Origin of the sequence: Dactylosporangium sp. NPDC051541, from assembly GCF_044454505.1 — a bacterium.
Classification (GTDB): domain Bacteria; phylum Actinomycetota; class Actinomycetes; order Mycobacteriales; family Micromonosporaceae; genus Dactylosporangium.
In genome coordinates this window covers 27,831-52,985 of the sequence record NZ_JBITDU010000007.1, presented here as the reverse complement: position 1 = coordinate 52,985, position 25,155 = coordinate 27,831, and the positions used below count along the sequence as shown (strand labels likewise).

Below are 25,155 nucleotides of genomic sequence, written 5' to 3'. Positions count from 1 at the left end.
CGTGCTGCTGCGCACCGGCTATCCGACGGTGACCGGGTCGGACAGGACGGTGGTGACGCCGGCGGGGCTCGGTGCGGTCACCTGGCAGGCGAGCAAGGCGCCCGCCAGATCCGGCCCGACCGGCAGCGTCCGGCCGGTGGCGCCGTCGATGGGCACCGGGATGACGAACGGCCCGATCACGATGACGGTCGTCCATTGGTACTCCACGTGCGCCGGGAGCAGGCCACGACGCGGGTCCCACGCCGGTGCGGTGCAGCGGGCGGTACCGCCGACCGCGACGTCCCCGGAGACCGCCGCCCGACCGGCCGGGTACGGCTGTGTGGGCAGGATCGGCGCAGACAGCCAGCCGCGGAACGCGACCGGGTCGGCGAAGTACAGTGGCGACGGCTCGCCACACGACCGGCCCGCGGTCTCGCCGCCGAAGCTGAACACGCCGACCAGCACCGGCCGCCCGTGCACCGTCCGCACCAGCGGGCTGCCGCTGTCCTGGTAGCAGCCGGTCACGGCCCCGGCGGGCACGTCCGCGGCGCACAGCACCGAAGCCACGTCGACGACCGCCGGGGTGCCGGCCCGGCAGGCCTGGCGATCCAGTGCCGTCAGGTCCCCGCGGTGCAGCACGTCATTGCGGTACGCGTCCGGACCCGCGACCCCCGTCGTGCCGTGCGCGAAGAACCACACCGGCTCCCCCGCCGGCGGCCGCGCCGCGGCCACCCGCACCGGTTCGATGCCGGTCACCGGACGGTCGAGCAGGATCACCGCCAGGTCGTCGCGCGCGCTGGACAGGTCCGGCACCGACGGATCGACCGGCGAGGGCAGCAGCTGATACCCGGGCAGCGTCGCGATCCCGCGCACCCCGCGCACCTGACCCGGCTCGGCCGACAACACCCGCGCCCCGACGTGCACCTCCGTCCGGCTCGGGTCGGTCCGGTCGACGCAGTGCGCCGCGGTCACCACCCGGTCCGGCGCGATGAGCGCACCACCGCACCCGGCCCGCTGCAACAGCGGCGCGTCCCCGGGCAACGCCAGCGTCGCCACCCACCGCGCGGCCGCCGGGTCGTCGACCGGCACCCCCGCGGACATGGCGCCGGCCGTACCGCCGGCGCCCACCAAAAGCGAAGCCGTCACGGTCACGGCAACGACAATCCCCCATGTTCTGCGCATGCGCCGAACCTATGGCCCGGACCACCCTGAGCCGCATCGGGGAACGGCCCTGAACCATCACCGGATCGACCGCCGGTCACCTCACCGCGCACGGCCCCGTTCGGCGAGCCAGCCGGACATGGCGTGGACGCCGTGGGCGATGGCCCGCTCGTCCGGGTCGAAGGCGCCGAAGTGTGGGTAGGCGGTGTCGATGGTGCTGCCCGGGCGGCGGACGCCGAGGAACGTGTAGGTCCCCGGCAGCCGCTTGAGGAACAGCGCGAAGTCCTCGCCGTTGAACGGGATGGAGCCGTGCAGCCGGGTCACGCTGCGGGCGGCCCGGCGCAGGTACCGCTCGACGGCGGTACCCTCCCGCTCGCCCACGACCATCGCCGGGAACGGGTCGCCGGCCCAGGCGACGGTGGCGGGTGCGGCGAGACGCTCGATCTCCTGGCGGATGGCGGTGTACCGGGACTCCGGCCAGCACTTGTACGCCAGCGCGACCTGCGCCCCGTTCGCCGACGCCCGCATGAAGACGAAGTCGGCCAGGGGGCCGCGGGGGGTCTGCAGATCGGCGACGAGCCGCTCCATGTCGGCCGTGGACTGCGGGAACTGTACCGTGCCCAGCCCGTTCAGCGCGGCCGCGAGCGACTGGGCGCTGGCGGCGTCGGGCAGGGCGATCTGCGCGCGGTCCAGGCCCGCCAGGCCGAACCCGGGCATGACGGCGAACTGCCCGACCGGGAACGGCGCGCAGTGCAGGGCGTGGATCTCGGCCGGCGCGGTGCGGTCGAAGACGTGCTCGGCCAGCATCGCCGAGGCGCCCGTCAGGTTCTCCTCACCGGGCTGGAACACGAACACGAAAGCGCCTTCGAGGCTCCGCCGCCGGCGAGCCAGGGTCTCGGCCACGCCGACGCCGACGGTGGTGTGGATGTCGTGCCCACACACGTGCGCAGCGACGGGCCCGCCATGAAACTGCGATTCCGGGGGTACTGCGTCCATGTCCGCCCGATACGCGACGGTCCGGCCCCGGCGCGCCCCCCGCAGCACACCGACGACACCATGACCCCCGATCCCGGTCGTCACCTCGAGCCCGGCGGCGATCAGGCGCTGCGCGACGACACCGGACGTGTACACCTCCTGCCCGGCCACCTCCGGATGGCTGTGCAGATCGCGGCGAAGAGCGACGAGGTCCTCGGGGTTCCTGGAGCCCACGCTGCCCAGGAACGGAACGAACGCGGCGGCGCCGAGCACGGCGCGGCGAGTGATGACCATGCATCCGAGCGTTCCCGATTCCCACCGCCGGCACAGGCCCGCAGACCCCCGAGCCATGGAGGGGGCTAGCCCTACCGGCGCGTCCAACCGGCATCCGCCGCCGGCCGGGCCGTCACAGGGTCACGCCGAAGCCCTTCCGGGCCAGGCGCAGCAGCACCTGGCCGGGCGCGACCAGCTCGGCGAGCTTCGCCGCGGACCGGCGCTCCAGATCGGCCAGGACCGCGGCGTAGCGGTCCGGCCCGGCGCGGCGGGCCCGGTCGAGGGCGGCGGTGTTGTGCCAGACCTTGCGCCGCGACTCGGCGAGCAGCCGGCGGGTGGCGGCCCGGTTGAGCGGGGCGAGCGCCCGGTCCAGCGCCGAGACCCGGCTGACCGCGCGGGTCTCGGCGTCCTCGGCCCCGACCCGGGCCAACAGCACGGTGTCGACGTGGGTGTGGTCGCGCTCGCGCCGAGCCAGGACGGCCGGGTCGTCGAACTCCTCCGCCGCGATCACCGCGATGAGCGCCTGCGGCAGGTCGTAGTTGATGTGGGCGTTCATGCCGAGCAGCGTGTGCCGCAGCGGCGGCAGCTCCGGCCGGGTGCGGGCGGTGTCGAACGCGATCCGCCACGGCGCCGGGACCGCCGCGCCGTCGAGGTCCGCGGCGAGGGCGTCGAGGTACAGCTCGGCGAACACCACGTCCCAGCGGACCAGCCAAGGCCCGTCCAAGAAGCCACCCCGGTCGATCTCCGCCGCGACCGCGTGGGTGGTGCGCAGATAGGTGCCGTGGAAGTGCCGCCGGGCATCGCCCGCCGCGAGCCGGCCGCCGGCCGCGGTCATGCGCTCGATCAGGGCGGGGATGCTCTCCTCCACAGCGGCATCATAGTGGACTATGCGTGCCCCGCCCTGGCCCGTCGCCGTGGCCGCCGGCAGTGAAGACCGGGCGCCTCGATTCGACGGGCGTTTCCCCCGGGCTCAAGCGTGGACGACCGGTTCACCGGCCCACACAGCATGGTCGTCGACGCGCCCTACGGCGTCGCGTCCTGGGACCTGGAGGTATATGCGTCCCGGCTCATGAACGCCTACCCGAGCCCGTCACCGGTTCCGGTGCGATCGGTGCTCCGCGCGGGCGAGCAGGATGGGTCTCGGTGGGGAGGCCGGGCATAATGGCCACGCCTTCAACCGACGGGGTGATGACATGGAGCTGCGGCATCTGCGGTATTTCGTGGCGGTGGCCGAGACGCGCAACTTCACTCGCGCCGCCGAGCAGAGCCTGGTCGCGCAGTCGGCGCTGAGCCAGCAGGTCGCCGCGCTGGAGAAGGAGGTCGGCAACCAGCTGTTCCACCGTACGTCGCGAGCGGTCACGCTGACCGAGGCGGGCGAGGTGTTGCTGCCGCTGGCACGGCGCATTCTCGCGGATGTCGAGCTGGCGAAGATGGAGATGGACGCGCTGGCCGGGGTCAGGCGGGGCAAGCTGCGGCTCGGGCTGATCCAGACGGCCGGGACCGAGGTCGACGTGATCGCGGTGATCGGTGCGTTTCATCGGCGCTATCCCGGCATCGAGTTCGACATCACCGACCGGCCGTCCGGGCCGCTCGTCGCCGGCATCGTCGCGGGTGAGCTGGACGTCGCCGTCGTGGGGCTCGGTGCGGCGGAGCTGCCCGAGGGGGTCGCCTACCTGTCGCTGGTCGTCGATCCGCTCGTCGCGATCGTCGCGGCCACCAGCCCCCTCGCCGCCCGGGAACGGCTGACCATCCCCGAGCTGATCGATGCCGGTACCTTCATCCAGTTCACTCGCTCGTCGGGGCTGCGGCAGCAGGTCGACAACGCGTTCATCCGGGCCGGGCGGCCGCCGGCCGAGTCGTTCGAGCTGGGCCACGTGCGGGACATGGTCCGGATGGCGGGCTCCGGTGTCGGCGTGACGATCGTCCCGCGCTCCGACGCCCTGGACGCGCACCGGTCCGGCCAGACGTCGTTCGCGATCGTCGCGCTGGCCGACGCCGAGGCCCTGCACCCGGTCGGCCTGATCTGGAATCCGGCCCGGTTCTCGCCGGCGGCCGCCGCGTTCGTCGAACAGTTCCGGGCCACCGTGCATCGCTGAAACCGATTGCCGCGCACGGATCTGTGTATTGGACGCCCCAGCCCCGGGGCCCGAAGACTGTGCTGCGTGGAAGGTCTTCGCTTACAGATCCTGGGGCCGATGCGGCTGTGGCGGGACGGGGTCGAGCTCGATGCCGGGCCCCGGCAGCAGGCGTACCTGCTCGCGCTGCTGCTGGCCAACGCGGGCCGGCCGGTGAGCAGGAACGCGCTGATCGAGCAGCTCTGGGACGGTGACGACCCGGATTCGGCGGTCAACATCATCCGCAAGTACGTCGGGCTGCTGCGCCGCGTCCTCGAGCCGGAGCTGCCGATCCGCGGGACCGGCTCGTACGTGCTGCCCAGGAGCAACGGGTACACGTTCCTGCCGGGCGCCGCCGAGCTGGACCTGGTCGTGTTCCGGGAGCTGATCGATGCGGCGAAGGCCGCCCGCGACCCGGACGAGGCGCTCGGCCGCTTCGTCGAGGCACTCGAGCTGTGGCACGGCCACGCGGGTGGCGGGCTCGACCCGGCCGCGGCGGCGATGGCGGTGTTCGCGGCCCTGGACGCGGAGTTCTTCGCGGCCTGCCTGGCCGCGGCCGAGCTGGCGCTGGCGCAGGACCGGCCGGGGGTCGTCCTCAAGCCGCTGCGCCTCGCGGCGGCGATGGCGCCGCTGCACGAGGGCGTCCAGGCGAGCCTGGTCACCGTCCTGGCCACGACCGGGCAGCAAGCCGAGGCACTGGAGGTGTACGGCCGGGTCCGGGACCGCCTCGCCGCCGAGGTCGGGGTCGCGCCGGGCCCGGCGCTGCTGGCCGCGCACCGGCGGGTGACGGGGCCGCCGCGCGACCGGGTGGACGCGGCCAGCGCACTCATCCGTGCGGCCGAGCGGCTCGCCGCCGATGCCCGCCTGTTCGCGCAACAGGTCGAGGGGTTCGTCAAGGAACTGGAGTCCGATGCACCGATCGTTCACTGATCGTCGCGCGCGTGCACTCGCTGTCGCACCGGCCGACGTACCTTCGCCGCGGCAAGCGAAATCGCCGGCAACCATCGAGCGAACCGAGGTGCACGATGCCCACGATCACGACGACTGATGGCACGGAGATCTTCTACAAGGACTGGGGCTCCGGCCAGCCGATCGTCTTCAGCCACGGATGGCCGCTGTCCGCCGACGACTGGGACGCCCAGCTGCTGTTCTTCCTCCATCACGGGTACCGCGTCATCGCGCACGACCGGCGGGGACACGGACGCTCCGCCCAGGTCGGCACCGGCAACGACATCGACCACTGGGTCGCCGACCTGGCCGCCCTGACCGGGCAGCTCGACCTGCACGACGCCGTCCACATCGGGCACTCGACGGGCGGCGCCGAGGTGGCCCGCTACGTCGGCCGGCACCAGGACCGGGTGGCCAAGGCGGTGCTGGTCAGCTCCCCGACGCCGAGCATGGTGCGGACCGAGGAGAACCCGGCCGGCCAGCCCCGGGAGTGGTTCGACGCGGTGCAGGGCGGCGTGCTGGGCAACCGGTCGGAGTTCTTCCGCGCCGTCGCTGAAGGCCCGTTCTACGGGTACAACCGGCCGGGCGCGACACCGTCCGAGGCGGTTGTGGCGAACTGGTGGCGCCAGGGCATGGCGGGCAGCGCACAGGCCCACTACGAGACAGTGCTCTCCTGGCTGCAGGACTACACCGACGACCTCCGCGGCATCACCGTGCCGGTGCTGGTCATGCACGGAGACGACGACCAGATCGTCCCGTTCGGCAGCTCGGCGCCGCGCGCGGTCGACGTCCTGAAACACGGATCCCTCAAGACGTACGAGGGCTATCCGCACGGCATGCTGACCACCCACGCCGACGTCCTCAACGCCGACCTGCTCGCCTTCATCCGGCAGTAGAGCCGCAGCCGTTTCCGGCGCACGGTCGCAGTTCAGTCCTTCGGAGCGACGCGGATGTGGTTTGCGTTGATCTCGTCGGGTCCGCCGCCGCCGATGATACGTTCGGTGACAGTCTTGAGGTGGTAACACGACGGCGTACGGAAGGACTGCGGTGGGCGCGACGGAGATCTGGAAGCCGGGGCAGGACACGCAGCGCGTCGCCACCGCGCGGACACTGGGTCAGGACCCCGAGAAGATCCACTGTCCGGCGTGGGGTCTCGTCGGCACCCTCGGCGACAGCATCTGCTACGCGGGCGTCCCGGCGAAGGTCGACGCCATCCAGGCCGAGCTGGGCCGCCGCGTCGTCGATGCCGACCTGCCGGTCCGGGTCATCGCGCCCAGCTTCTCCGGCGGCATCTCCGACGGGCAGCGCAACGGCACGCCGCAGATGCGGTATTCGCTCATCGGCCGGGAGACGACGAACGACGGTGTCTGCCTGCACCTGGAAGGCAGCGACCTGCAGGGTGTGATCGCGGTCGTCGCCTGCGACAAGCCCCCGGTGGGGACCCTGGCGGCGATCCTGGAGCGCAACGTGCCCGCGGTGATCATGTCGGACGGGTCGATCCGCCCCGGCATCGACTCCCGCACCGGCGAGGCGATCGACATCATCACCTGCTTCCAGGCGGCGGCCGCCGCGCCGGAGGAGCGGCGGCGCGTCGCGCTCGAGGCCTCGCCCGGCCACGGCAGCTGCGGCGGCATGTTCACCTACAACACCATGCAGGCGTTCATCGCGACGTGCGGCATGGAGCCGCTGCACATGGTGAGCCCCGCGTCGGAGGACGAGCGGCGCGTCCGGGAGTTCCCGGGCCAGCTACTGGATGTCCTGCAGCTGCTGTCCAGCCGTGGTATCCGGCCGCGCGACATCGTGACCGCCGCGGCACTGCGCAACGCCACGCTCGTGGCGATCGCCATGGGCGGCTCCACCAACGTGGTCCTGCACGCCCCGGAGCTGGCCCGCGCCGCGGGTATCGACTTCTGGCGGGAGGTCATCACGCAGGACGAGTTCAATCGGGTGTCGCGCTCGTTGCCGGTGCTGGTGAACGCCCGCCCGTTCGGCCGGTATTTCATGGTCGACATCGACGCGCGGGGCGGCCTGCCGGTCATCGTCCGGGAGCTGCTCAACGCCGGTGTACTCGACGGCAGCTGCCTGACCTGCACCGGCGAGACGCTCGCCGAACAGGTCGAGCGGCTCGACCCGCCGGCGCCGGACGGCGACGTGATCCACCCGTTCTCGGCGCCGTACAAGCCCACCGGCGGCCTGCGGCTGCTGCGGGGCAACCTGGCACCCGCGGGCGGCGCCGTGATCAAGCTCGCCGGCGTGGAAGGCGGCATCGTCGACGGGCGGTTCACCGGCCGCGCCCGCGTGTTCGACAGCGAGCAGGCGCTGATCGACGCGCTCGCCACCACGCCGGACGAGTTCGTCGACCGCGACATGGTGGTCATCCGCTACGAGGGCCCGAAGGGCGCGCCGGGCATGCCCGAGCTGCTCGACCCCACATCGCGGATCACCACGCTGTGCCGGCAGAAGGGCATCACCATCGCGCTGATGACCGACGCCCGGTTCTCCGGCGGGTCAGTAGGCCTCGTCATCGGCCACGTCTCGCCCGAGGCCGCGCTCGGCGGCCCGATCGCCCTCATCGAGGACGGCGACACCATCGTCGTGGACATCAACCAGGACACCCTCGACTGTGTCGAGCTGGGCGACGAGGCCACGGCGGCCGAGCGCCGCGCGCGCTGGGAGGCACAGGTGGCGGCGGCCGGCGGCACGCACCCGCACGTCCGGCCGGTCAACGCCCGGCTGCTGCGGCGGATGCGGGCGTGGGCGCTCTCGCCGCTGCAGGGTGCGGGACTCGGCGAGCCCGAGCCCGAGCCGTCGCGAGGCTGATCCTCCTGGCGCTACGGTGCCGGGTGGTCCTGTTGTGATGCGGCGGCCTGCGGGTGCAGGTCGGCGAGGCGCAGCCGGTGTGCGGGTGGGTCGGGGACGGCGGTCCGGCTGGTGCGGTGCTGCCCGGCGGCGACGTGGAGGAGCTCGCCGGGGGCCAGCAGGCGCCAGCCCGGGTCCTCGTCCATCGGTTCGCTGGCCACGATCGTCGCGGCGGCGTCCGCCAGGGCGCCGGAGCGGACCCGCACCCGGCCGGAGGCGCTCGCGTGCTCCAGGTGGCGGTGGCCGTGGTGGCCGCCGGACGGGCGGGCCAGGACGTACAGCTCGTGGGTGTCGGGGTAGCGCAGGGCCCACATGTCGGTCGGGGTGGTGATGATCAGGTTGAGGGCGTACACGGGCAGGTTGGCGCCGATCCAGGTGGCCGCGCTCGCGATGGCCCGGCCCAGGTCGCCGTCGCGGCGGGCGTAGGCGGTGATCAGGGCGAACACGAGTTCGGAGTCGGTGTCGCCGTGGACGAGGTCGGTGACGGGGCCGCCCAGGACCCGGCCGACCTCGGCCCGCAGCCGGTCCAGGCCGGTGACGACGCCGTTGTGTGCGAGGAGGCGGCCGTCTTGCAGGAACGGGTGGGTGTTCTCCGGGCGGAGGGCGCCGGTGCTGGCGTAGCGGACGTGCGCCAGGAACGTCCCGCTCGCCACCTCCTTGGCTTCGCGGGCGAACTCCTCGTCCTCGTATGCGGCGACCGGGCGTTTGTGGACCTCGGCGGTGCCGTCAGGGGCGAAGACGCCCAGGCCGACGCCGTCGGGTTCGCGGCGGCTCTGCACGGCGAGGCTGTCGGGGGCGTCCAGGAGCCAGAAGGTGGCGGTGATCCGGTCCGGCACGGCGCAGAGGCCGAAGAGGCGGCACATGTCAGTGGTGGAACGCGGGCTGGGCGCCGCCGAGCGGGCCGGGCTGGGCCTGCAGTTCCGGCAGGAGGCGGCGCAGGTCGGACAACAGCAGGTCGGCCAGGTCGCGGGTGAAGCCGTTGCGCACGACGATCCGCAGGACGGACAGGTCGGTGCGCTCGGCCGGGAACGTGTACGCCGGCACCAGCCAGCCGCGTTCCCGCAGTCGCCGCGACACGTCGAAGACGGTGAACGCGGTGACGTCGGCGGTGGTGGTGAACGCGAACACCGGCAGCTCGTCGCCGCGGGTCAGCAGGCGGAACGGGCCCATGGCGGCGATCTGGCCGGACAGGTGCAGCGCCACGTCGCGGGACGCCTGCTGCACGGCCCGGAACCCGGTCCGGCCGAGCCGCAGGAAGGTGTAGTACTGGGCGACGACCTGGGCGCCCGGGCGGGAAAAGTTCAGCGCGAACGTCGGCAGGTCGCCGCCCAGATAGTTGACGTTGAAGATGAGGTCTTCGGGCAGCGCGGCGCGGTGGCGCCACAGGACCCAGCCGACGCCGGGGAACACGAGGCCGTACTTGTGGCCGGAGGTGTTGATCGACGCGACCCGGGCGAGCCGGAAGTCCCACGCCAGGTCCGGGTCCAGGAACGGCGCGATCATCGCGCCGGAGGCGCCGTCGACATGGACCGGGACGTCCCATCCGGTGCGCCGCTGCAGCCCGTCGAGTGCCGCGGCGATCTCCGCGACGGGTTCGTAGCTGCCGTCGAACGTCGAGCCGAGAACCGCGACCACGCCGATGGTGTTCTCGTCACAGCGGGCCACCGCCTCGTCCGCGGACAGGTGCAGCCGATCGCCCTGCATCGGTACGAGCCGGGGTTCGACGTCCCAGTAGTTGCAGAACTTCTCCCAGCACACCTGCACGTTGACGCCCATCACGAGGTTCGGCCGGCCGGGTGTGCCCCGCGCCGCCCACCGCCGCTTGAGGGCCAGGCCGGCCAGCATGCAGGCCTCGCTGGAGCCGGTCGTGGAGCAGCCGATCACGTCGGCCGGGTCCGGCGCGTGCCACAGGTCGGCGAGGATGCCGACGCAGCGCCGCTCGAATTCGGCGGTTTGCGGGTACTCGTCCTTGTCGATCATGTTCTTGTCGACGCACTCGGCCATCAGGCGGGCCGCCTGCGGCTCCATCCACGTCGTGACGAACGTGGCCAGGTTCAGCCGCGCGTTGCCGTCGAGCATCAGTTCGTCGTGCACCAGCTGCCACGCGGTGTCGGCCGGCACGGGGCTTTCGGCCAGCGCGTCCCGCGGCGTCGCGACCCGGTCGGCCGGCACCGGGTCGGCGACGGTCACGAACGGGTTCCCGGCCCCCAGCGCGTCCGTCCGCCGCGGTGAGCGGCCACTGTGCAGCACCATCACCGTAGCGTCGCGCCGCTCGCGCCGCCTCGGCCGCGCTTCCGGCCGGTGCCACCCGCGCCGTCACCCACCGTGGTGCTCAGTAGCCCGAGTCGGCGGCGAGGAGCTCCTCCAGGGCGGCGGCGATCTGCTCGATGGTGGTGTTCACGAACAGCAGCGACAGCGGCACCTCGATGTCGAATGCGGCGCGCAGGCGGGCGGCGACCCGAGCCGCGAGCACCGAGTGCCCGCCGATGGCGAAGAACTCGTCGTGGACGCCGGGGTTGTCGACGCCGAGGACCTCGGTCCAGATGCCGGCCACGTACTCCTCGGCGGTGGTCCGGGGGGCCACGTGCGCGGCGGCCGCGGCGTCGGCCGGGTCGGGCGCGGCCAGGGCGGCCCGGTCGAGCTTGCCGTTGGGGGTCATGGGCAGTCCTTCGACAGCGACGAACGCGGCGGGCAGCATGTAGGCCGGCAGCGCGCGGGCCAGGTGTGCGCGCAGTTCGGCGTCGGGTGGCGGCGGGCCCTCATGCGGTACAAGATAGGCGTAGATCGTTGTGTCGTGCACTGCGGCGGCGGCTCGGGCCACGCCCGGGTGAGTTTCGAGCACCGACTCGATCTCGCCGAGCTCGACGCGGTAGCCCCGGACTTTCACCTGGTGGTCGGCGCGGCCGCGGAACTCGAGCCGGCCGTCGGGGCGCCAGCGGGCGAGGTCGCCGGTGCGGTACAGCCGCGACCCGGGCGTGTCCGAGGACGGATCGGGGACGAAGCGCTCCGCGGTGAGGGCCGGGCGGCGCCGGTAGCCGCGGGCCACGCCGGTGCCGCCGATGCACAGTTCGCCGACGACGCCGATGGGCACGGGCCGCAGGGTCGCGTCGAGGACGTGCAGGCTGGTGCCGGCCAGGGGGCCGCCGAGGTCGGCGTCGGACGTCAGTTCCCGCATGGCCGACCAGATGGTGGTTTCGGTCGGGCCGTAGACGTTGAACAGCCGCCGCACCCGCCCCCGCAGGGCCTGGGCCAGCTCGAGCGGGACGGCCTCGCCGCCGGCCAGGGCGGTCACCGACGGTTCGGCGAAGCCGGCGTCGAGCATGAGGCGCCAGGTGGTGGGTACCGCCTGCACGTGGGTGACGGCGTGCCGGCGCACGAGGTCGCACAGAGCTGCGGGATCGACGGTCTCGGCGATGACGACACGGCCGCCGGTCGCGACGGGCAGCAGCATCTCCAGCAGCGAGATGTCGAACGCCGGGGTGGTCAGGTGCAGCCACACGTCGCTGTCGCCGCTGCCGAGGCGGCCGGCGATGGCGTCGAGCAGGTTGCGCAGCGCGCGGTGCTCGACCTCGACGCCCTTCGGCCGGCCCGTGGAGCCCGACGTGTAGATGACGTAGGCGAGGTCACCGGCGCTGGCATCCGGCAGCGGCGAAGGCGGCCCGTCGACATCGGTGGAGTCCAGCACGGCGGACACGGCCGCGTCGGCGAGCACGAACCGGGTCCGCGCCTCAGGGTGTTCCGGGTCGAGCGGCACGAACCCGGCGCCCGACTTCAGCACGCCCCAGACGGCGATGTGCAGGTCGAGGGAGCGGGGCAGGGTGAGGGCGACGAGGTGGCCGGGGCCGACGCCGGCCGCGCGCAGGTGCCGGGCGACCCGGTCGGAGCGGGCGTCGAGCTCGGCGTAGGTCAGCGTGCCGGCGGCCGAGACGACCGCGGTGGCCGGGCCGGACCGGGCGACCTGGGCCCGGAACGCCTCGAGTACGGTGCCGGCCGGGCCGGGGCCGCGGCCGCGGCCGAAGCGGTCGAGGTCGGCCAGTTCAGCCGGGGTCGTGACCGGCAGGGCGTGCAGCTGGGTGCCCGGGTCGGCGACGGCCGCGGCGAGCAGCAGGGCCAGGTTGTCGGCGAGGCGGGCGATGGTGGCCGCGTCGAACAGCTCGGTGTCGTAGTACAGCCAGATGTCGAGGGTGTCGCCGCTGTCGACGACCTCCAGGTCGAGGTCCATCTTGGCGGTGCCGTTGCCGAACTGGCCGCGGCGCTCGCCCGGCAGCAGGTTGAACCCGGCCTGATACAGCGCCGGGCGGGACAGGTCCCGCTGCGGCTGCAGGGCCTCGACGACCTTCTCGAACGGCACGTCCTGGTGGTCGAGGGCGTCCAGGACGGTGCCGCGCACGCGGCCGAGCAGCTCCCGGAACGTCGGGTCGCCGGCGGCGTCGATGCGCAGCACGAGCAGGTTGGTGAGCATGCCGATGACCGGGCCGAGCTCGGGCAGGCCGCGGCCGGCGACGGGCGTGCCGACGACGATGTCGGTGTGGCCGCAGACCCGGCTCAGCAGCGCGGCGTAGCCGGCCAGCAGGGTCATGAACAGCGTCGCGCCGTGCTGCTGGGCGACCAGCCGCAGGCCCTTGCCGACGGCCGGGGGCAGCGTGAGGCGGTGCTCGTCGCCGGCGTAGCGGCGGCGGGCCGGGCGGGGCCGGTCGGTGGGCAGGCCGATGTCGGCGGGCAGGCCGGCGAGGGCGGCCCGCCAGTGGTCGAGCTGCCCGTCGGTGAACTGCCGGCGCTGCCACGCCGCGTAGTCGGCGTACTGGATCGGCAGGTCGGGCAGGCGGGGCGGGCGCCCCTCGTCGAGCGCGGTGTAGCACTCGAGGAGTTCGGCGTCGAAGTTGCCGGCGGAGTAGCCGTCGAACACGGCGTGGTGGATGACGTGCACGAGGCGCCAGTCGTCGTCGGCCAGCCGGACCAGCCGGGCCCGCCACAGCGGCGCCCGGTCCAACGTGAACGGTTCGCTCGCGTCGGCCCGGGCGAGCCGGTCGAACGCCGCCTCCCGCCGCTCGGCCGGGACCGCACCGAGGTCGGACCGGGCGATGGAGCACTCGGGGTCCGCCTCGATCAACTGCACGAGCGCCCCGTCTTGTACTGCCAGTGCGGTGCGCAGCGTCTCATGGCGCCGGACGACCGCGGCGAACGCCCGCTGCAGCCGGTCGGGGTCGATCCGGCCGGGCAGCTGCGTCAGTACGTTGAGGTTGTACTGCGGCACGCCGGGGTCGAGCTGCGCCAGGAACCACAGCCGCTCCTGCGCGAACGAGGCGGGGAGGCTGTAGCTCACGAGCGCAGGCTGCGGGGGCGCATGTCGGTCCACACTTCCTCGATGTGGGCCAGGCAGTCCTCTTTCGGCCCGGTGAAGCCGTCCTCGTGCCAGCCGGCCGGGGCGGGGTCGCCGTCGGGCCAGATGGAGTACTGCTCCTCGTCGTTGTGCACGACCTTGTACTGCTCCGTCATTGCGGGCGCTCCAATCGCGGGATGGTCGAAGGGGCGGCCGCCGCGGGCTGGGCGGCGGCGCGGACGCGTTCGACGGTCGCGGCCATCCCGGCGATCGTCGGCGCGTTGAAGACGTCACGCATCGGCAGGCGCACCGACAGCCGTTTGCGGACCAGCGCGATGAGCTGGACGGCGACCAGCGAATTGCCGCCGAGCTCGAAGAACTCGTCGTCGAGGCCGATCGCGTCCAGGCCTAGCACGTCGGCCCAGATCTGCAGCAGCGCGGCCTCCAGCTCGCTGGTCGCGCCGGGGGCGGCGCCGTCGGCGTGCGGGCCCCCGGGCCGGTCGGCCGCCGCGCCGGTGTCCAGGCCGGTCTCGACGCTGTGCTGGGTGACCTCGCGGATGTGCGGGATGAGCTCGTCGAGCGGCACCACGGTGATCGAGACCTGCCGGCCGAGGTCGTTGGCCAGCAGCCGGTGCAGCGCGTCGGCGCCGTCGGTGGGGCGCATGAGCCGGTCGGCGTCGTGCTCGTCCGGCGGGCGGGCGGCGGCCGCGACGCCGCGGCTGACCGTCGAGGTGACGGTGTCGGGGTCGATGCGCCGCCACAGGTAGTCGGTGATGCCGAGGATCTCGGTGCCGTCGTCGTCCATGATGGACAGGTCGGCCGCGACGACCTCGCCGCCGCCGCTGTCGTGGTAGCGCCAGTGGCTCCACATGCGCTCGCGCAGCGGGCCCCGCACGACGATGCGGCCGTAGCCGATCGGGAGGTACTCGCCGCTCATCTGCCCGAACGACGTCGCCTCGTCGAGCATCGCCGGGTGCAGGCCCCACGCCGGCAGTTCGGCCGCGACGACGTCGGCCGCGTCGAGCCGGGCCAGTGCCTCGCTCTGGCCGCGGTGGACGGTGCGCAGGCTGTGCCAGCGGGAACCGAAGGTGATCAGGCCCGAGTTGGACACGTCGCTGAGGCCGCTGACCTCTCGCACGGCGAGCGAGCAGCGGGCCCGCACGGCGGCGATGTCGGCCGCCGGGGCCGGGCCCGGGTCGGCCCAGGCGGCGCTGCCCCGCACGTGCACACGCTGGATGCCGGCGGCGAGGCTGCGGACCTCGAAGTCGAGTCCGTCGGTGTTGGGGGCGAAGGTGACCCGCAGCTCGACGGCGGTGTCGTCGGGGACGGCGAGCCACTCGACGAACGCGACGTCGCGCAGTTCCACCACGAGGCCGGGCCGCTTCGCCGGGGCGACCGCCGTGAACGCCCGCCGGGCCAGCTCCAGGTAGCCGGTGCCGGGCATCAGCGGGGTGTCCATCAGCCGGTGCTCGCCGAGAACCCACTGGGTGCGTGGGAGCACAACGGCGCTGCACCACGGCAGCCGGTCGGCGTCGCCGGCGTGCAGGGCGGTGAGCATCGGGTGCTCGATCGGGCTGACCCGCTCGCCGCGCTGCAGGCCGCGGAACGCCTCCGGCGCGGCGACCTCGGCCGACATGCCGACCTCGGCCCAGCCGCTCCAGTCGATCGACACGACCCGGGTGGGCCAGCCGTGCGCGCTGTGCGCGTAGGAGTCCAGGAAGCTGTTGGCGGCGCAGTAGTCGATCTGCCCGAAGCCGCCAGCCATCCCGGCCACCGACGAGCAGATCGCGACGAAGTCCAGGTCGAGGTCGGCGAAGACCTCGTGCAGGGCGAGCGGTCCGAGGACCTTGGGGGCGAGAACGGACTCGGCCGTCGCCCGGGTCTTGATCTCGGTCATGCCGCCGCCGGGGATGCCGGCGGTGTGCACGATGCCGTCGATCCGGCCGAACCGCTCGGTCGTCGCCGCCCGCAGCCGCCGCAGGTCGTCGGGGCGGGTGACGTCGGCCGCCAGCACGAGGACCTCGGCTCCGGCCGCCTCCATCCGGCCGATGGCGCTGATCGCCCGGCCGGTCCGGTCGATGGTGCCGTGGACGTCGACGTAGGCGCTCCACTCCGCGCGGGGCGGCAGGTCCGAGCGGGAGGCGAGGACCAGCCGGGCCCGGACCCGGCGGGCCAGGTCCTCGGCGACGGTGATGCCGATGCCGCCGAGCCCGCCGGTGATGACGTAGACGCCGCGATCGCGCAGCCCCTGGGCCGGATCGGCCGGGGCCGGGACGTGGGCCTGGGCGTTGCCCTCCAGCCAGCGTCGCCCGCCGCGCACGGCGACGATCTCGTCGCCGGCCGGGGCCAGCAGCGCCGGCAGCGCGTGGGCGATCGAGTCGAGGTCGATCTGGCGGGTGCGCAGCCACGGCGCCTCGAGCGGGCCGACCCGCACGACCCCGGCGACGGTCGCGTGTTCGGGCCGCACGCAGTCGCCGCCGGTGACGGCCACGGCGCCGCTGGTGAGCACGTCGAGGTCGACGGGGGTGGCCGGCTGGGTCGCGGCGATCGCCTGGACGAGGAACAGGAGGCTGAAGAAGCCGAGGTCCTGCGCGGCCCAGGCGCCGTGCGCGCCGGCGGGCGGCGCGGTCGCGGTCCAGGCGTGCACGACCCGGGTGAGGGGCCCGACCCGGGCGGTGAGGGCGTCGTAGTCCTCGCGGCTGGCCGGCCGGACGGTGAACCCGTCGGGGCCTTCCGCGAACCCGGCGCCGGGCCGGACCGTCATCACCTCGGTTCCGGCGGCGCGCAGGGTGGCGGCGAGCCCGTCGGTGCCGTCGGTGAACAGCAGGCACCGGTCGATGGGTTCGGTGCCGGTGACCGGCGGGCCCTGCCGCCAGCTCGGCACCTGGAACCACTCGTCGACCGGGCGCTGGCCGGCGACGGGCTGGGCCGGGGCGTACGGGTCCTCCACCCCGGCGGTCGGCTCGACCCAGTACCGTTTGCGCTCCCACGGGTAGGTGGGCAGCGGCACCCGCCGGGCGCCCCCGGCGAGCGCGTCGGCGTCCAGTTCGATGCCGGCGACCCACAGCCGGGCGGCGGCCGCGGACAGGACCGCCCAGTCGCCGTCGCCGTGGCCGGCGCCGGGCAGGCTCGGCATCGGCGGGGCGCCTTTCGGGGTCTGGGCGCGGGCGAGGTCGGTGAGCTGGCGGCCGGGGCCGCACTCGACCAGCAGCCATTCGCCGTGGGCCAGCAGGGTGGCGACGCCGGCGGCGAAGGCGACCGGCTCGCGCAGGTGGCGGGTCCAATAGGCGGCGTCGGTGGCCTGCTCCTCGGTGATCCAGTCGCCGGTGAGGCCGGACAGGAACGGCATCCGCGGGGCGTGGCGGGGCACCGCGGCGACCGCGTCGTGGAACGCGGCCAGCGCCGGCTCCATCATCGGCGAGTGGAACGCGTGCGAGGTCTGCAGCAGGGTGGTGCCGACGCCGGCGACGACGAGCTCGGTGGCCAGCTCGTCGATGAGGCTCGTCGGCCCGGATACCACGCAGGTCTCGGGGGTGTTGACGGCGGCGACGGCCACCCCGTCGGGCAGGTACCGGCGCACGCCGTCGGCGTCGAGCAGGACCGCGAGCATCGAGCCGGGCGGCAGCGCCTGCATCAGCCGGCCGCGGGTCGCCACCAGCTGCAGCGCGTCGGGCAGGGTGAACACCCCGGCGAGGGTCGCGGCGATGTACTCCCCGATCGAGTGCCCGAGCATGGCGGCCGGTTCGACGCCCCAGGACTGCCACAGCCGGGCGAGGGCGTAGCCGACGGTGAACAGCGCCGGCTGGGCGATCGCGGTCGGCCGCAGCCGGTCGTCCTCGGCGCCGTGCAGCAGGTCGCGCAGGTCGAGTCCGAGCGGTTCGCGCAGCAGTTCGGCGCAGCGGTCGACGGCGGCGCGGTAGACCGGCTCGGTGGCGTACAGTTCGGCGCCCATGCCGGCGTACTGGGCGCCCTGCCCGGAGAACAGCAGCGCGACCTGGGCCGGCCGCTTCGGCGCGACGGCGCGCACGACCCGTTTGGGGTCGCTCAGGCCGGCGGCGGCGTCGGCGGTGTCGGCGGCGACGAGCGCGGCCCGGTGCAGCATCCCGCGCCGCCCGATCCGCAGGGTGTGGGCCACGTCGGCGAGGTCGAGGCCGGGCCGCTCGGCCAGGTGCGCCGCGAGCCGTTCGACCGCCGCCTGCAGCGCGGTGTCGGTCCGCGCCGACAGCTGCAGCACGTGCGCCGGGTGGGCCGCGCGGGCCCCGTCACCGGCCGTCGACGGCCCGGGTGGCGGCTCCTCCATGACGATGTGCGCGTTGGTGCCGCCGATGCCGAAGGAGCTCACCCCGGCGCGGCGGGGCAGGCCGTCGGTCTCCCACTTGCTCAGGGTCGCGTTGACGTAGAACGGGCTGCCCGCGAAGTCGATCTTCTCGTTGGGCCGCTCGAAGTGCAGGCTCGGCGGGATCAGGCCGTGCTGCAGGGCCAGGGCGGTCTTGATGAGCCCGGCGATCCCGGCGGCCGGGCCGAGGTGGCCGAAGTTCGTCTTCACCGACCCTATCCCGCACCAGCCGGTATCGTCGCTGCCCCGGCCGAACACGGTGGACAGGGCGGAGACCTCGATGGGGTCGCCGAGCGGGGTGGCGGTGCCGTGCGCCTCGACGTAGGTGACGGTGCGCGGGTCGACGCCGGCGACGCCCTGCGCCTGCGCGATCGCCGCGGCTTGGCCTTCGGCGCTGGGCGCGGAGAAGCCGACCTTCGCGGCGCCGTCGTTGTTGACCGCGTTGCCGAGCACGACGGCCCGGACGTGGTCGCCGTCGGCCACGGCGTCGGCGAGGCGCTTGAGCACGACGATGCCGCCGCCGCTGCCCCAGATGGTGCCGCGGGCGCCCGCGTCGAAGACCCGTGAGTGCCCGTCGGGCGACAGGACGCCGTCGTCGTCGTACATGTACCCCCAGGCCGGGGGCAGCTCGAAGGAGACGCCGCCGGCGAGGGCCATCTCGCACTCGCCGTTGCGCAGCGCCTCGCAGGCCAGGTGGACGGCGACGAGGGAGCTGGAGCACGCGGTGGAGACGGTCATGCTGGGCCCGCGGAGGTTGAGCTTGTACGACACCAGCGTGGCGAGGTAGTGCGGGTGGCTGGCCACCATCACGGCCATGTCCCCGGCGGCGGAGAAGACCCTCGGGTTGCGGCGGATGTTCATCCATTGGTACGCGTCCGAGCCGATCGCCCCGTAAACGCCGACCTCGCCGGGGTAGCGCTGCGGGTCGTACCCGGCGTCCTCGAGCGCGGTGTGGGACAGCTCCAGGAACGTGCGCTGCTGCGGGTCGCGCAGCTCGGCCTCGCGGGCGCCGATGCTGAAGAACGCGGCGTCGAACTCGTCCATGCCGTCCAGCAGCGACGTCGCCCGGACGAAGTTGGTGTCGTCGAGCAGGTGCGCGGGGACGCCCCGGGCCAGTTGCTCCTCGCGGGTCGGGAACCGTACCGACTCCACGCCCCGCACGAGGTTGTCCCAGTACTGCCCGAGGTCGGCCGCGCCGGGCAGCCGGCACGCCATGCCGATCACGGCGATCGGCTCGACGCCGCCTGCGGTGTCGGTGTCGTTCACCGGTTCCTCCTGTCGAGTCGGCCGCGGCGTGCGGCCACCCGCCGGGCGGCTCGGTCGAGCCCGTCCCGGCCGGGTTGCGGCGGCCCGGCATCCAGGTGGGATGCGAGGGCACGGACGGTCGGGTGGTGGAACAGCTCCACGATCGGGACGTCCCGGCCGAGCTGCTCGCTGAGGCGGGCCTGCACCGCGGCGATCGCGAGGGAGTGCCCGCCGATGTCGAAGAAGTTGTCGGTGGCCGCGATCCACGGCAGGCCGAGGACGGCCCGCCACACGCCGGCCACGAGCCGTTCGGTGGCGCCGGCGAGCCCATCACGCCCGGCCGCCGGCCGCGGTTCAGCCCGGGGCAGCGCGGCCCGGTCGAGCTTGCCGTTGGCGGTCAGCGGCAGCACCGGCAGGACGACGACGGCGGCCGGGACGGCGTAGTCGGGCAGGACCCGGCGCAGCCGGTCGCGCAGGGCGGCCGGGTCGAGGCCGGGCAGGGTGCCGACGGCGTAGGCGCGCAGCCGGGCCCCGTCGCGGTCCGCGTCGGCGACGACCGCGGCCGCGGCCACGTCGGGGTCCGCGGCTAGGGCGGCCTCGACCTCGCCCGGCTCGACCCGGTACCCGCGGATCTTGACCTGGTCGTCGGCCCGGCCGGCCAGCACCACGGCGCCGTCGGCGCGGTACCGGCCGAGGTCGCCGGTGCGGAACTCCAGCGGCCCGGCGAAGCGCCGCCGGGTCAGGTCGGGGTCGAGGTAGCCGGTGGCCAGCCAGCGGCTGCGGATGACGACCTCGCCGAGCTCGCCGACGGCCGCGGGGTCGCCGGCGGGGTTGCGCACGAGCAGCTGGGCGCCGGGGATGCCGTGCCCGACCGGGACCGGGTGCCCGCCGCCGGGGACCGGTCCGGTGATCTCGTGCCAGGCCTGGACCTGCGGGGTCTCGGTGGTGCCGTACAGGTTGAGGATGCGGGCCCGCGGTGCGATGCGGCGCAGCGCCTCGACGTCGGCGCCGGTGACCCGGTCCCCGGCCAGCCCGATGAGGCGCAGGCCGGGCAGTGCCGCGCCGGGCGCGGTGGTCAGCATCCGGGCCAGCGGCGGCGTCAGGTGCACGACGGTGACCCGCTGCGCGGCGAGCCAGCCGGCGAGCCGCCGCGGGTCGCGCAGCAGCGCCGGTTCCGGCACGCACAGGGCCGCGCCGAGGGCGAACGGGACGAACGCGTCGCGCAGCAGCGGGTCGTGGGCGAGCCCGGCCAGCAGCGCGAACCGGTCGGCGGCGGTGAGGCCGAAGGCCCGCGGGTACCAGTCGAGGAAGTGCGCCAGCGGCCGGTCCGAGGCCAGGACCGGTTTCGGCACCCCGGTCGTCCCGGACGTGAACGCGAGGTACTCCCCGCCGGCGACCGGTGGCGCCGCGGTCCGGTCCGGGCCCGGCTCGAGGACGGGGTACGCGGCGAGTTCCGGCGGCGGGTCGGCGCCGGGGACGCACAGCAGGGCCGCGACACCGGCCGCTTCGGCTTGGGCCTGGAGCCGGGCCGGTGGCAGCGCCGCGTCGAGGACCGCCCATCGGGCCCCGCCCCGCATGACCCCGAGCAGCAGGGCCGGCAGGTGGGCGTGGCGGGTGGCGAGCACGCCGACCGCGGACCGGGCCGGCAGGGCGGCGCCGGCCACCACGGCCGCGGTCCGCTCGATGCGGTCCCGCACGTCCGCTGGGGGCCGGATCGCGGCCAGGAGGCCGGGACCGTCCCAGGTGGACAGTTCGGCGGCCGGGTCGGGCAGGTCGCTCGCCGCGGGCCGGGCCGGCACCGCCCCGACCGGGTGGCCGGGCGCGGCCAGGAGCCCGTCGAGCAGCCTGGTGTAGCTGGTGACGAGAGCGTCGATGCGCTCCGCGTCGAACAGGTCCGGGTTGTACACCGCCTGCAGCGCGTAGCCGTCGCCTTGCTCGCCGGCGTAGAGCGTCAGGTCGAACAGCGACCCGGGCAGCCCGGCCGGCAGCGCCGTGGCGCCGGGCACCGGGGCCGGCGGTTCGGCGAAGCCGTACATGTTGAACAGCACCTGGACGAGGCCGCCGCGGGACAGGTCGCGGCCGGCCCGCAGCCCGTCGATGACCCGTTCGAGGGCGATCCCGGCGTGCCCGGTCACGGCGGCCAGCTCGTCGCGGGCCGCGGCGACGTGGGCGGCGAACCCGGCGGTGTCGTCGACGCGGAACCGGACCGGCAGCACGTCGAGGCAGGCGCCGACGACGTGGGCGAAGGCGGCGTGGCCGCGATCGGCGTAGGGCACCCCGACCAGCAGGTCGGCGGCGCCGGTGAGGCGGCGCAGCAGCAGCGCGAACACCGTCAGCAGCACCGTGTCGGGCGTGGTGTCGAGGTCACCGGCGAGGCGGCGCACGGCGGCGGCCGGGCCGGGTCCGACGCTCGCCCGGTGCACGGCCCCGCGGAACGTCTGCACCGGCGGGCGGGGCCGGTCGCGGGGCAGGTCCAGCGCCGTCGGCGCGCCCGTCAGGTGCCCGATCCACCAGTCGGCGTCGCCCGCCCGGGCCTGCCCCCGCCGCCAGGCGACATAGTCGGCGAAGGTCGCGGCGACGGCCGGCGGCGTGAAAGGTTCCCCGGCGTAGGCGGCCGCGAGGTCGCGCAGGAACACGTCCTGCGACCAGCCGTCGAAGACTAGGTGGTGGAAGGTGAGCGCGAGGGCCGCGCGGCCGTCGGGCCGCCGGCGCAGCGCCGCCCGCCACAGCGGCCCGGTGGCCAGGTTGAACGGTGTCGACGACTGCGCCTCCAGCCACTCCCCCTCCGTGTCCGGCTGTCCATCCACGATGGACAGGGCGACCGACGGCGGACCCTCGATCGGGGTCGGCACCCCGTCGACGTCGAGGACCCGCCACCGCAGCGCGGCGTGGCGCTCCTGCACGGCCCGCAGCGCCCGGTCCAGCGCGGCCGCGTCGACCGGGGCCGGCAGCAGGTGGGCGAGGGCGATGTTGTGCACCGGGGTGGCGACGGCCCCGGCGAGCCGCTCGACGAACCACATCCGTCGCTGGGCCGGGGTGAGCGCCGGCGGCTGCCCGGCCGGCACCGGCGGCGGCCCGTCCAGGGTGGCCGCGGCCTCGACCCGCTTCGCGAGCGCGCCGAGGGTCCGGGCCGTCAGCACGTCCTCGACGGCGATGTCGCGGCCGAGCTCGGCCCGCAGCGCGGCGACGAGCTGCATCGCCCGCAGTGAATGGCCACCGGACCCGGCGAAGTCGTCGTCGAGGGAGGCCCCTCCCCGCTGCAGCACCCGCTCCCACCGGGCGGCGACGGCCCGCTCGACGGGTGTGGCCGGGGCGCGGCCGCCGGTGGCGTCGGCGGCCGCGCGCAGGGCGGCGACGTCGACCTTGCCGGCCGCGGTGAGGGGCAGGGCCGGGAGGCGCACGACCCGGGTCGGCACCATGTAGCCGGGCAGCCGCCGCCGGCAGTGCTCCGCGAGGGTGGCCTGGTCGGGGCCGGTGGCGGGGGCGAGGCAGGCGACGAGCTCGCCGTCCGGGGTGACGTCGACGACGGCCTGGCGCACCCCGGGGCAGGCCCGCACGACGGTCTCGACCTCGCCGAGCTCGACCCGCTGCCCGCGGACCTTCACCTGCCGGTCCAGCCGGCCCAGGAACCCGATCCGGCCGTCGGCCTCCACGAGCACGCGGTCGCCGGTGCGGTACAGGCGCGATCCGGGCTTTGCCGAGAAGGGATCGGGCACGAACCGCTCGGCGGTGTGCGCCGGGCGGCCGAGGTAGCCCCGGGCCACCTGGACTCCGCCGATGTGCAGCTCCCCCGGTGTCCCCGGTGGGCAGGGCCGCATCCGCTCGTCTAGCACGTGGGCGGTGCACCCGGCGAGCGCGGCGCCGATCGGCAGCGGGCGGTCCCAGTCGCCGGTCAGTTCGGCGCCGACGACGCAGACGGTCGTCTCGGTCGGGCCGTACCAGTTGTGGAACCGCCGCCGGGGCGGCGCTGACCAGCGGGCGACCTGCTCCGGCCCGGCCGGTTCGCCGGCGCTGATGATGTCGGTGAGGTCCGGCAGCCGGTCCGGGTCGAGCAGGCCGAGCAGGGCCGGCGCGACCGCGCCCCAGGTGACCCGGTGGGCCTCCAGGAACGCCTGCAGCCGGGCCGGGTCGATGCGGTCGTCGTCGGGGACGAGCTGCACCGAGCCGCCGTGAGCGAGCGGCACGAAGACGTCCAGGACCGACACGTCGAAGCCGAACGCGGCGAAGCCGATGCCGCGGCAGGCGGCGCCGGTGCCGAACGCGCGGCCGGTCGCGGTCACGAACGCCGCGACGCCGGCGTGGCTCACGACGACGCCCTTGGGCCGGCCCGTGGATCCGGAGGTGTAGAGCACGTAGGCGGCCCGGGCACCGTCGACGTGCTCGGCCGCGGCGCCGGCCGCGCCCGCGCGCGGGACGACGGGCAGCAGGCGGCGGCCGGCCCCGGCGAGGGCGGCCGCTCCGGCGTCGTCGGTGAGGGCGACGGCGATGCCGGCGTCGTCGAGCACGTCGAGCAGCCGCGCCCGCGGGTGCGCCGGGTCGAGCGGCACGTAGGCGCCGCCGGCGGCGAGCACGCCGAGGATCGCCGCGATCATGTCCGGTGTCCGGCGCCCGCACACCGCGACCCGGGCCTCCGGCCCGACGCCGGCCGCCCGCAGCGCCCGCGCGTGGGCCAGGGCCGCCGCGGCGAGCTGCCGGTAGGTGACGCGGCGGTCCCATTGCCGGATGGCGAGCGCGTCCGGCGTCCGGGCCGCCTGGGCGAGTACGAGCTGGTGCAGTCCCCCGTGTGAATCTTTCACGTCGTCAGGCGTTCGAATCGCAGCCGCCAGGCGGCCCGCCGGACCGCGACCGCGGCCGTCAGCCCGGCGATCGGGAACCGGGTCACCGCGAGTCCGGCGGGTGAGGCGGTGCCGGCCGCCGCGCGCACCGCGGCCCGGGCGGCGGCGTCCCCGGCCTCGGGGGCCTCGTCGTGCAGGCCCGCGCCGACGTCGGCACCGCCGGTGACGGCCGTGAGCACGAGGTCACCCGCGGTAGCGGTGCTGGTGCGCAGGCCCGGTCCGGCCGGCCACGCCCGGTCGGCGAGGAACACGTGGACCTCGTCGTCGGCGGGCCGGGCGACGGCGGGCGCGGCCGCGTGCAGGGCCGCGCCGAGCTCGGCTTCGAGAGTGTCGAACAGGGCGGCGGGCCCGGCGCGGTGGAACGCGTGCCCGCCGGGGACCGTGTGCAGGCGGAACGCGCCGGCGGCGGCCCGGGCCCAGCCGAGCATCGGCAGCGGGCCGTCGCTGCGGTCGCCGGCCCCGGCGAACGCGACCACCGGCATCGGCAGCGCCCGGCCGATCGCGGCCGGGCGGGTCCCCAGCCATCGCAGGTCGGCCCGGACGATCGGCAGGATCAGCGCCCGCAGCTCCGGCTCGGCCCGCAGCTCCGGGCCGGCGCCGGTGAGCTCGATGAGCCCGTCGACGAGCCGCTCGTCGGGCCACTCGGCCGCGTCGACGAGCGGCGGGCGCCGGTCCGGGGGCAGCGAGCCGCCGACGTAGAGGGCCGCCGGCGGCGGCACGCCCGGCGTGTCCAGCAACCGCTGGACGACGTCGAAGGCGAGGCGGGCGCCCATGCTGTGGCCGTAGAGCGCGTAGGGCCGGTCGGCGTGCCCGGCGACCGCGGCCGCGATGGCGTCCGGTAACAGTTCGAGGGGCTCGGTGATGCGCCGCTCGCGGCCGGGCAACCGCAGCGGCCGCACGTCCACGTGGGCCGGGAGCCGGTCCGGCCACGCGGCGAACGCACCCGCGCCGCTGCCGGCGTCGGGAAGGCAGTACAGCAGCATTTCGCCGCGTGGTCGTGCGGGTCCGAACAGCCGGTCCTGTGTTTCGAAAATTGACGTCGAGCTTGGTGAAACAGCGTTATGCATCCGCGGCCCCCGTAGCCTGCGCGGAATATCAACATTGTTCGTC

General features: G+C 74.8%; 14 protein-coding genes. 4 read left to right on the top strand and 10 right to left on the bottom strand.

Annotated features, from left to right (window positions below):
- Nucleotides 1-18: 18 nt before the first annotated feature.
- The 3 genes from ACIA8L_RS29380 to ACIA8L_RS29370 form a co-directional block, all read right to left on the bottom strand.
- Nucleotides 19-1,161 carry a S1 family peptidase gene (locus tag ACIA8L_RS29380; protein WP_395909767.1) on the bottom strand — a complete coding sequence of 381 codons (1,143 nt, stop codon included), beginning with the start codon at nucleotides 1,159-1,161 and terminating at the stop codon, nucleotides 19-21.
- Between the two features lie 81 nt (nucleotides 1,162-1,242).
- Complete coding sequence (locus ACIA8L_RS29375; protein ID WP_395909766.1) at nucleotides 1,243-2,409, bottom strand: M20 family metallopeptidase; 1,167 nt, start codon at nucleotides 2,407-2,409, stop codon at nucleotides 1,243-1,245.
- 112 nt (nucleotides 2,410-2,521) lie between these two features.
- Nucleotides 2,522-3,256, bottom strand: a complete 735-nt coding sequence (locus ACIA8L_RS29370) for a DUF5995 family protein (protein ID WP_395909765.1) — start codon at nucleotides 3,254-3,256, stop codon at nucleotides 2,522-2,524.
- 325 nt (nucleotides 3,257-3,581) lie between these two features.
- Here ACIA8L_RS29370 and ACIA8L_RS29365 point away from each other — a divergent pair, with 325 nt between their 5' ends.
- From ACIA8L_RS29365 to ACIA8L_RS29350, 4 genes are all read left to right on the top strand, one after another.
- Nucleotides 3,582-4,484, top strand: a complete 903-nt coding sequence (locus tag ACIA8L_RS29365) for a LysR family transcriptional regulator (protein WP_395909763.1) — start codon at nucleotides 3,582-3,584, stop codon at nucleotides 4,482-4,484.
- Between the two features lie 99 nt (nucleotides 4,485-4,583).
- Complete coding sequence (locus ACIA8L_RS29360; RefSeq protein ID WP_395909762.1) at nucleotides 4,584-5,432, top strand: BTAD domain-containing putative transcriptional regulator; 849 nt, start codon at nucleotides 4,584-4,586, stop codon at nucleotides 5,430-5,432.
- Nucleotides 5,433-5,527: 95 nt separating this feature from the next.
- Complete coding sequence (locus tag ACIA8L_RS29355) at nucleotides 5,528-6,346, top strand: alpha/beta fold hydrolase (RefSeq protein WP_395909761.1); 819 nt, start codon at nucleotides 5,528-5,530, stop codon at nucleotides 6,344-6,346.
- A 151-nt stretch (nucleotides 6,347-6,497) separates the two neighbouring features.
- Nucleotides 6,498-8,270 (top strand): dihydroxy-acid dehydratase, encoded by a 1,773-nt coding sequence (locus ACIA8L_RS29350; RefSeq protein WP_395909760.1) that lies wholly within the window; start codon nucleotides 6,498-6,500, stop codon nucleotides 8,268-8,270.
- Nucleotides 8,271-8,281: 11 nt separating this feature from the next.
- Here ACIA8L_RS29350 and ACIA8L_RS29345 read toward each other — a convergent pair whose 3' ends face one another.
- From ACIA8L_RS29345 to ACIA8L_RS29315, 7 genes are all read right to left on the bottom strand, one after another.
- Nucleotides 8,282-9,172 carry a class II glutamine amidotransferase gene (locus ACIA8L_RS29345; RefSeq protein ID WP_395909759.1) on the bottom strand — a complete coding sequence of 297 codons (891 nt, stop codon included), beginning with the start codon at nucleotides 9,170-9,172 and terminating at the stop codon, nucleotides 8,282-8,284.
- Between the two features lies 1 nt (nucleotide 9,173).
- A complete protein-coding gene (locus tag ACIA8L_RS29340; RefSeq protein ID WP_395909758.1) occupies nucleotides 9,174-10,562 on the bottom strand; it encodes a glutamate decarboxylase in 1,389 nt (462 codons plus the stop codon).
- A gap of 79 nt (nucleotides 10,563-10,641) precedes the next feature.
- Entirely contained in the window at nucleotides 10,642-13,632 is a 2,991-nt protein-coding gene (locus ACIA8L_RS29335; protein WP_395909756.1) for an amino acid adenylation domain-containing protein, read from the bottom strand.
- Entirely contained in the window at nucleotides 13,629-13,805 is a 177-nt protein-coding gene (locus tag ACIA8L_RS29330; RefSeq protein ID WP_395909755.1) for an MbtH family protein, read from the bottom strand. Before ACIA8L_RS29330 ends, ACIA8L_RS29335 begins: the two co-directional genes overlap by 4 nt.
- The gene (locus ACIA8L_RS29325) at nucleotides 13,802-19,231 is read right to left on the bottom strand and encodes an SDR family NAD(P)-dependent oxidoreductase (protein WP_395909753.1); all 5,430 of its coding nucleotides are present in this window, start codon (nucleotides 19,229-19,231) and stop codon (nucleotides 13,802-13,804) included. The genes ACIA8L_RS29330 and ACIA8L_RS29325 overlap by 4 nt, the downstream gene beginning before the upstream one ends.
- Entirely contained in the window at nucleotides 19,228-24,006 is a 4,779-nt protein-coding gene (locus ACIA8L_RS29320) for an amino acid adenylation domain-containing protein (protein WP_395909752.1), read from the bottom strand. Before ACIA8L_RS29320 ends, ACIA8L_RS29325 begins: the two co-directional genes overlap by 4 nt.
- Nucleotides 24,003-25,028, bottom strand: a complete 1,026-nt coding sequence (locus ACIA8L_RS29315) for a thioesterase II family protein (RefSeq protein WP_395909751.1) — start codon at nucleotides 25,026-25,028, stop codon at nucleotides 24,003-24,005. Before ACIA8L_RS29315 ends, ACIA8L_RS29320 begins: the two co-directional genes overlap by 4 nt.
- Nucleotides 25,029-25,155 lie beyond the last annotated feature (127 nt).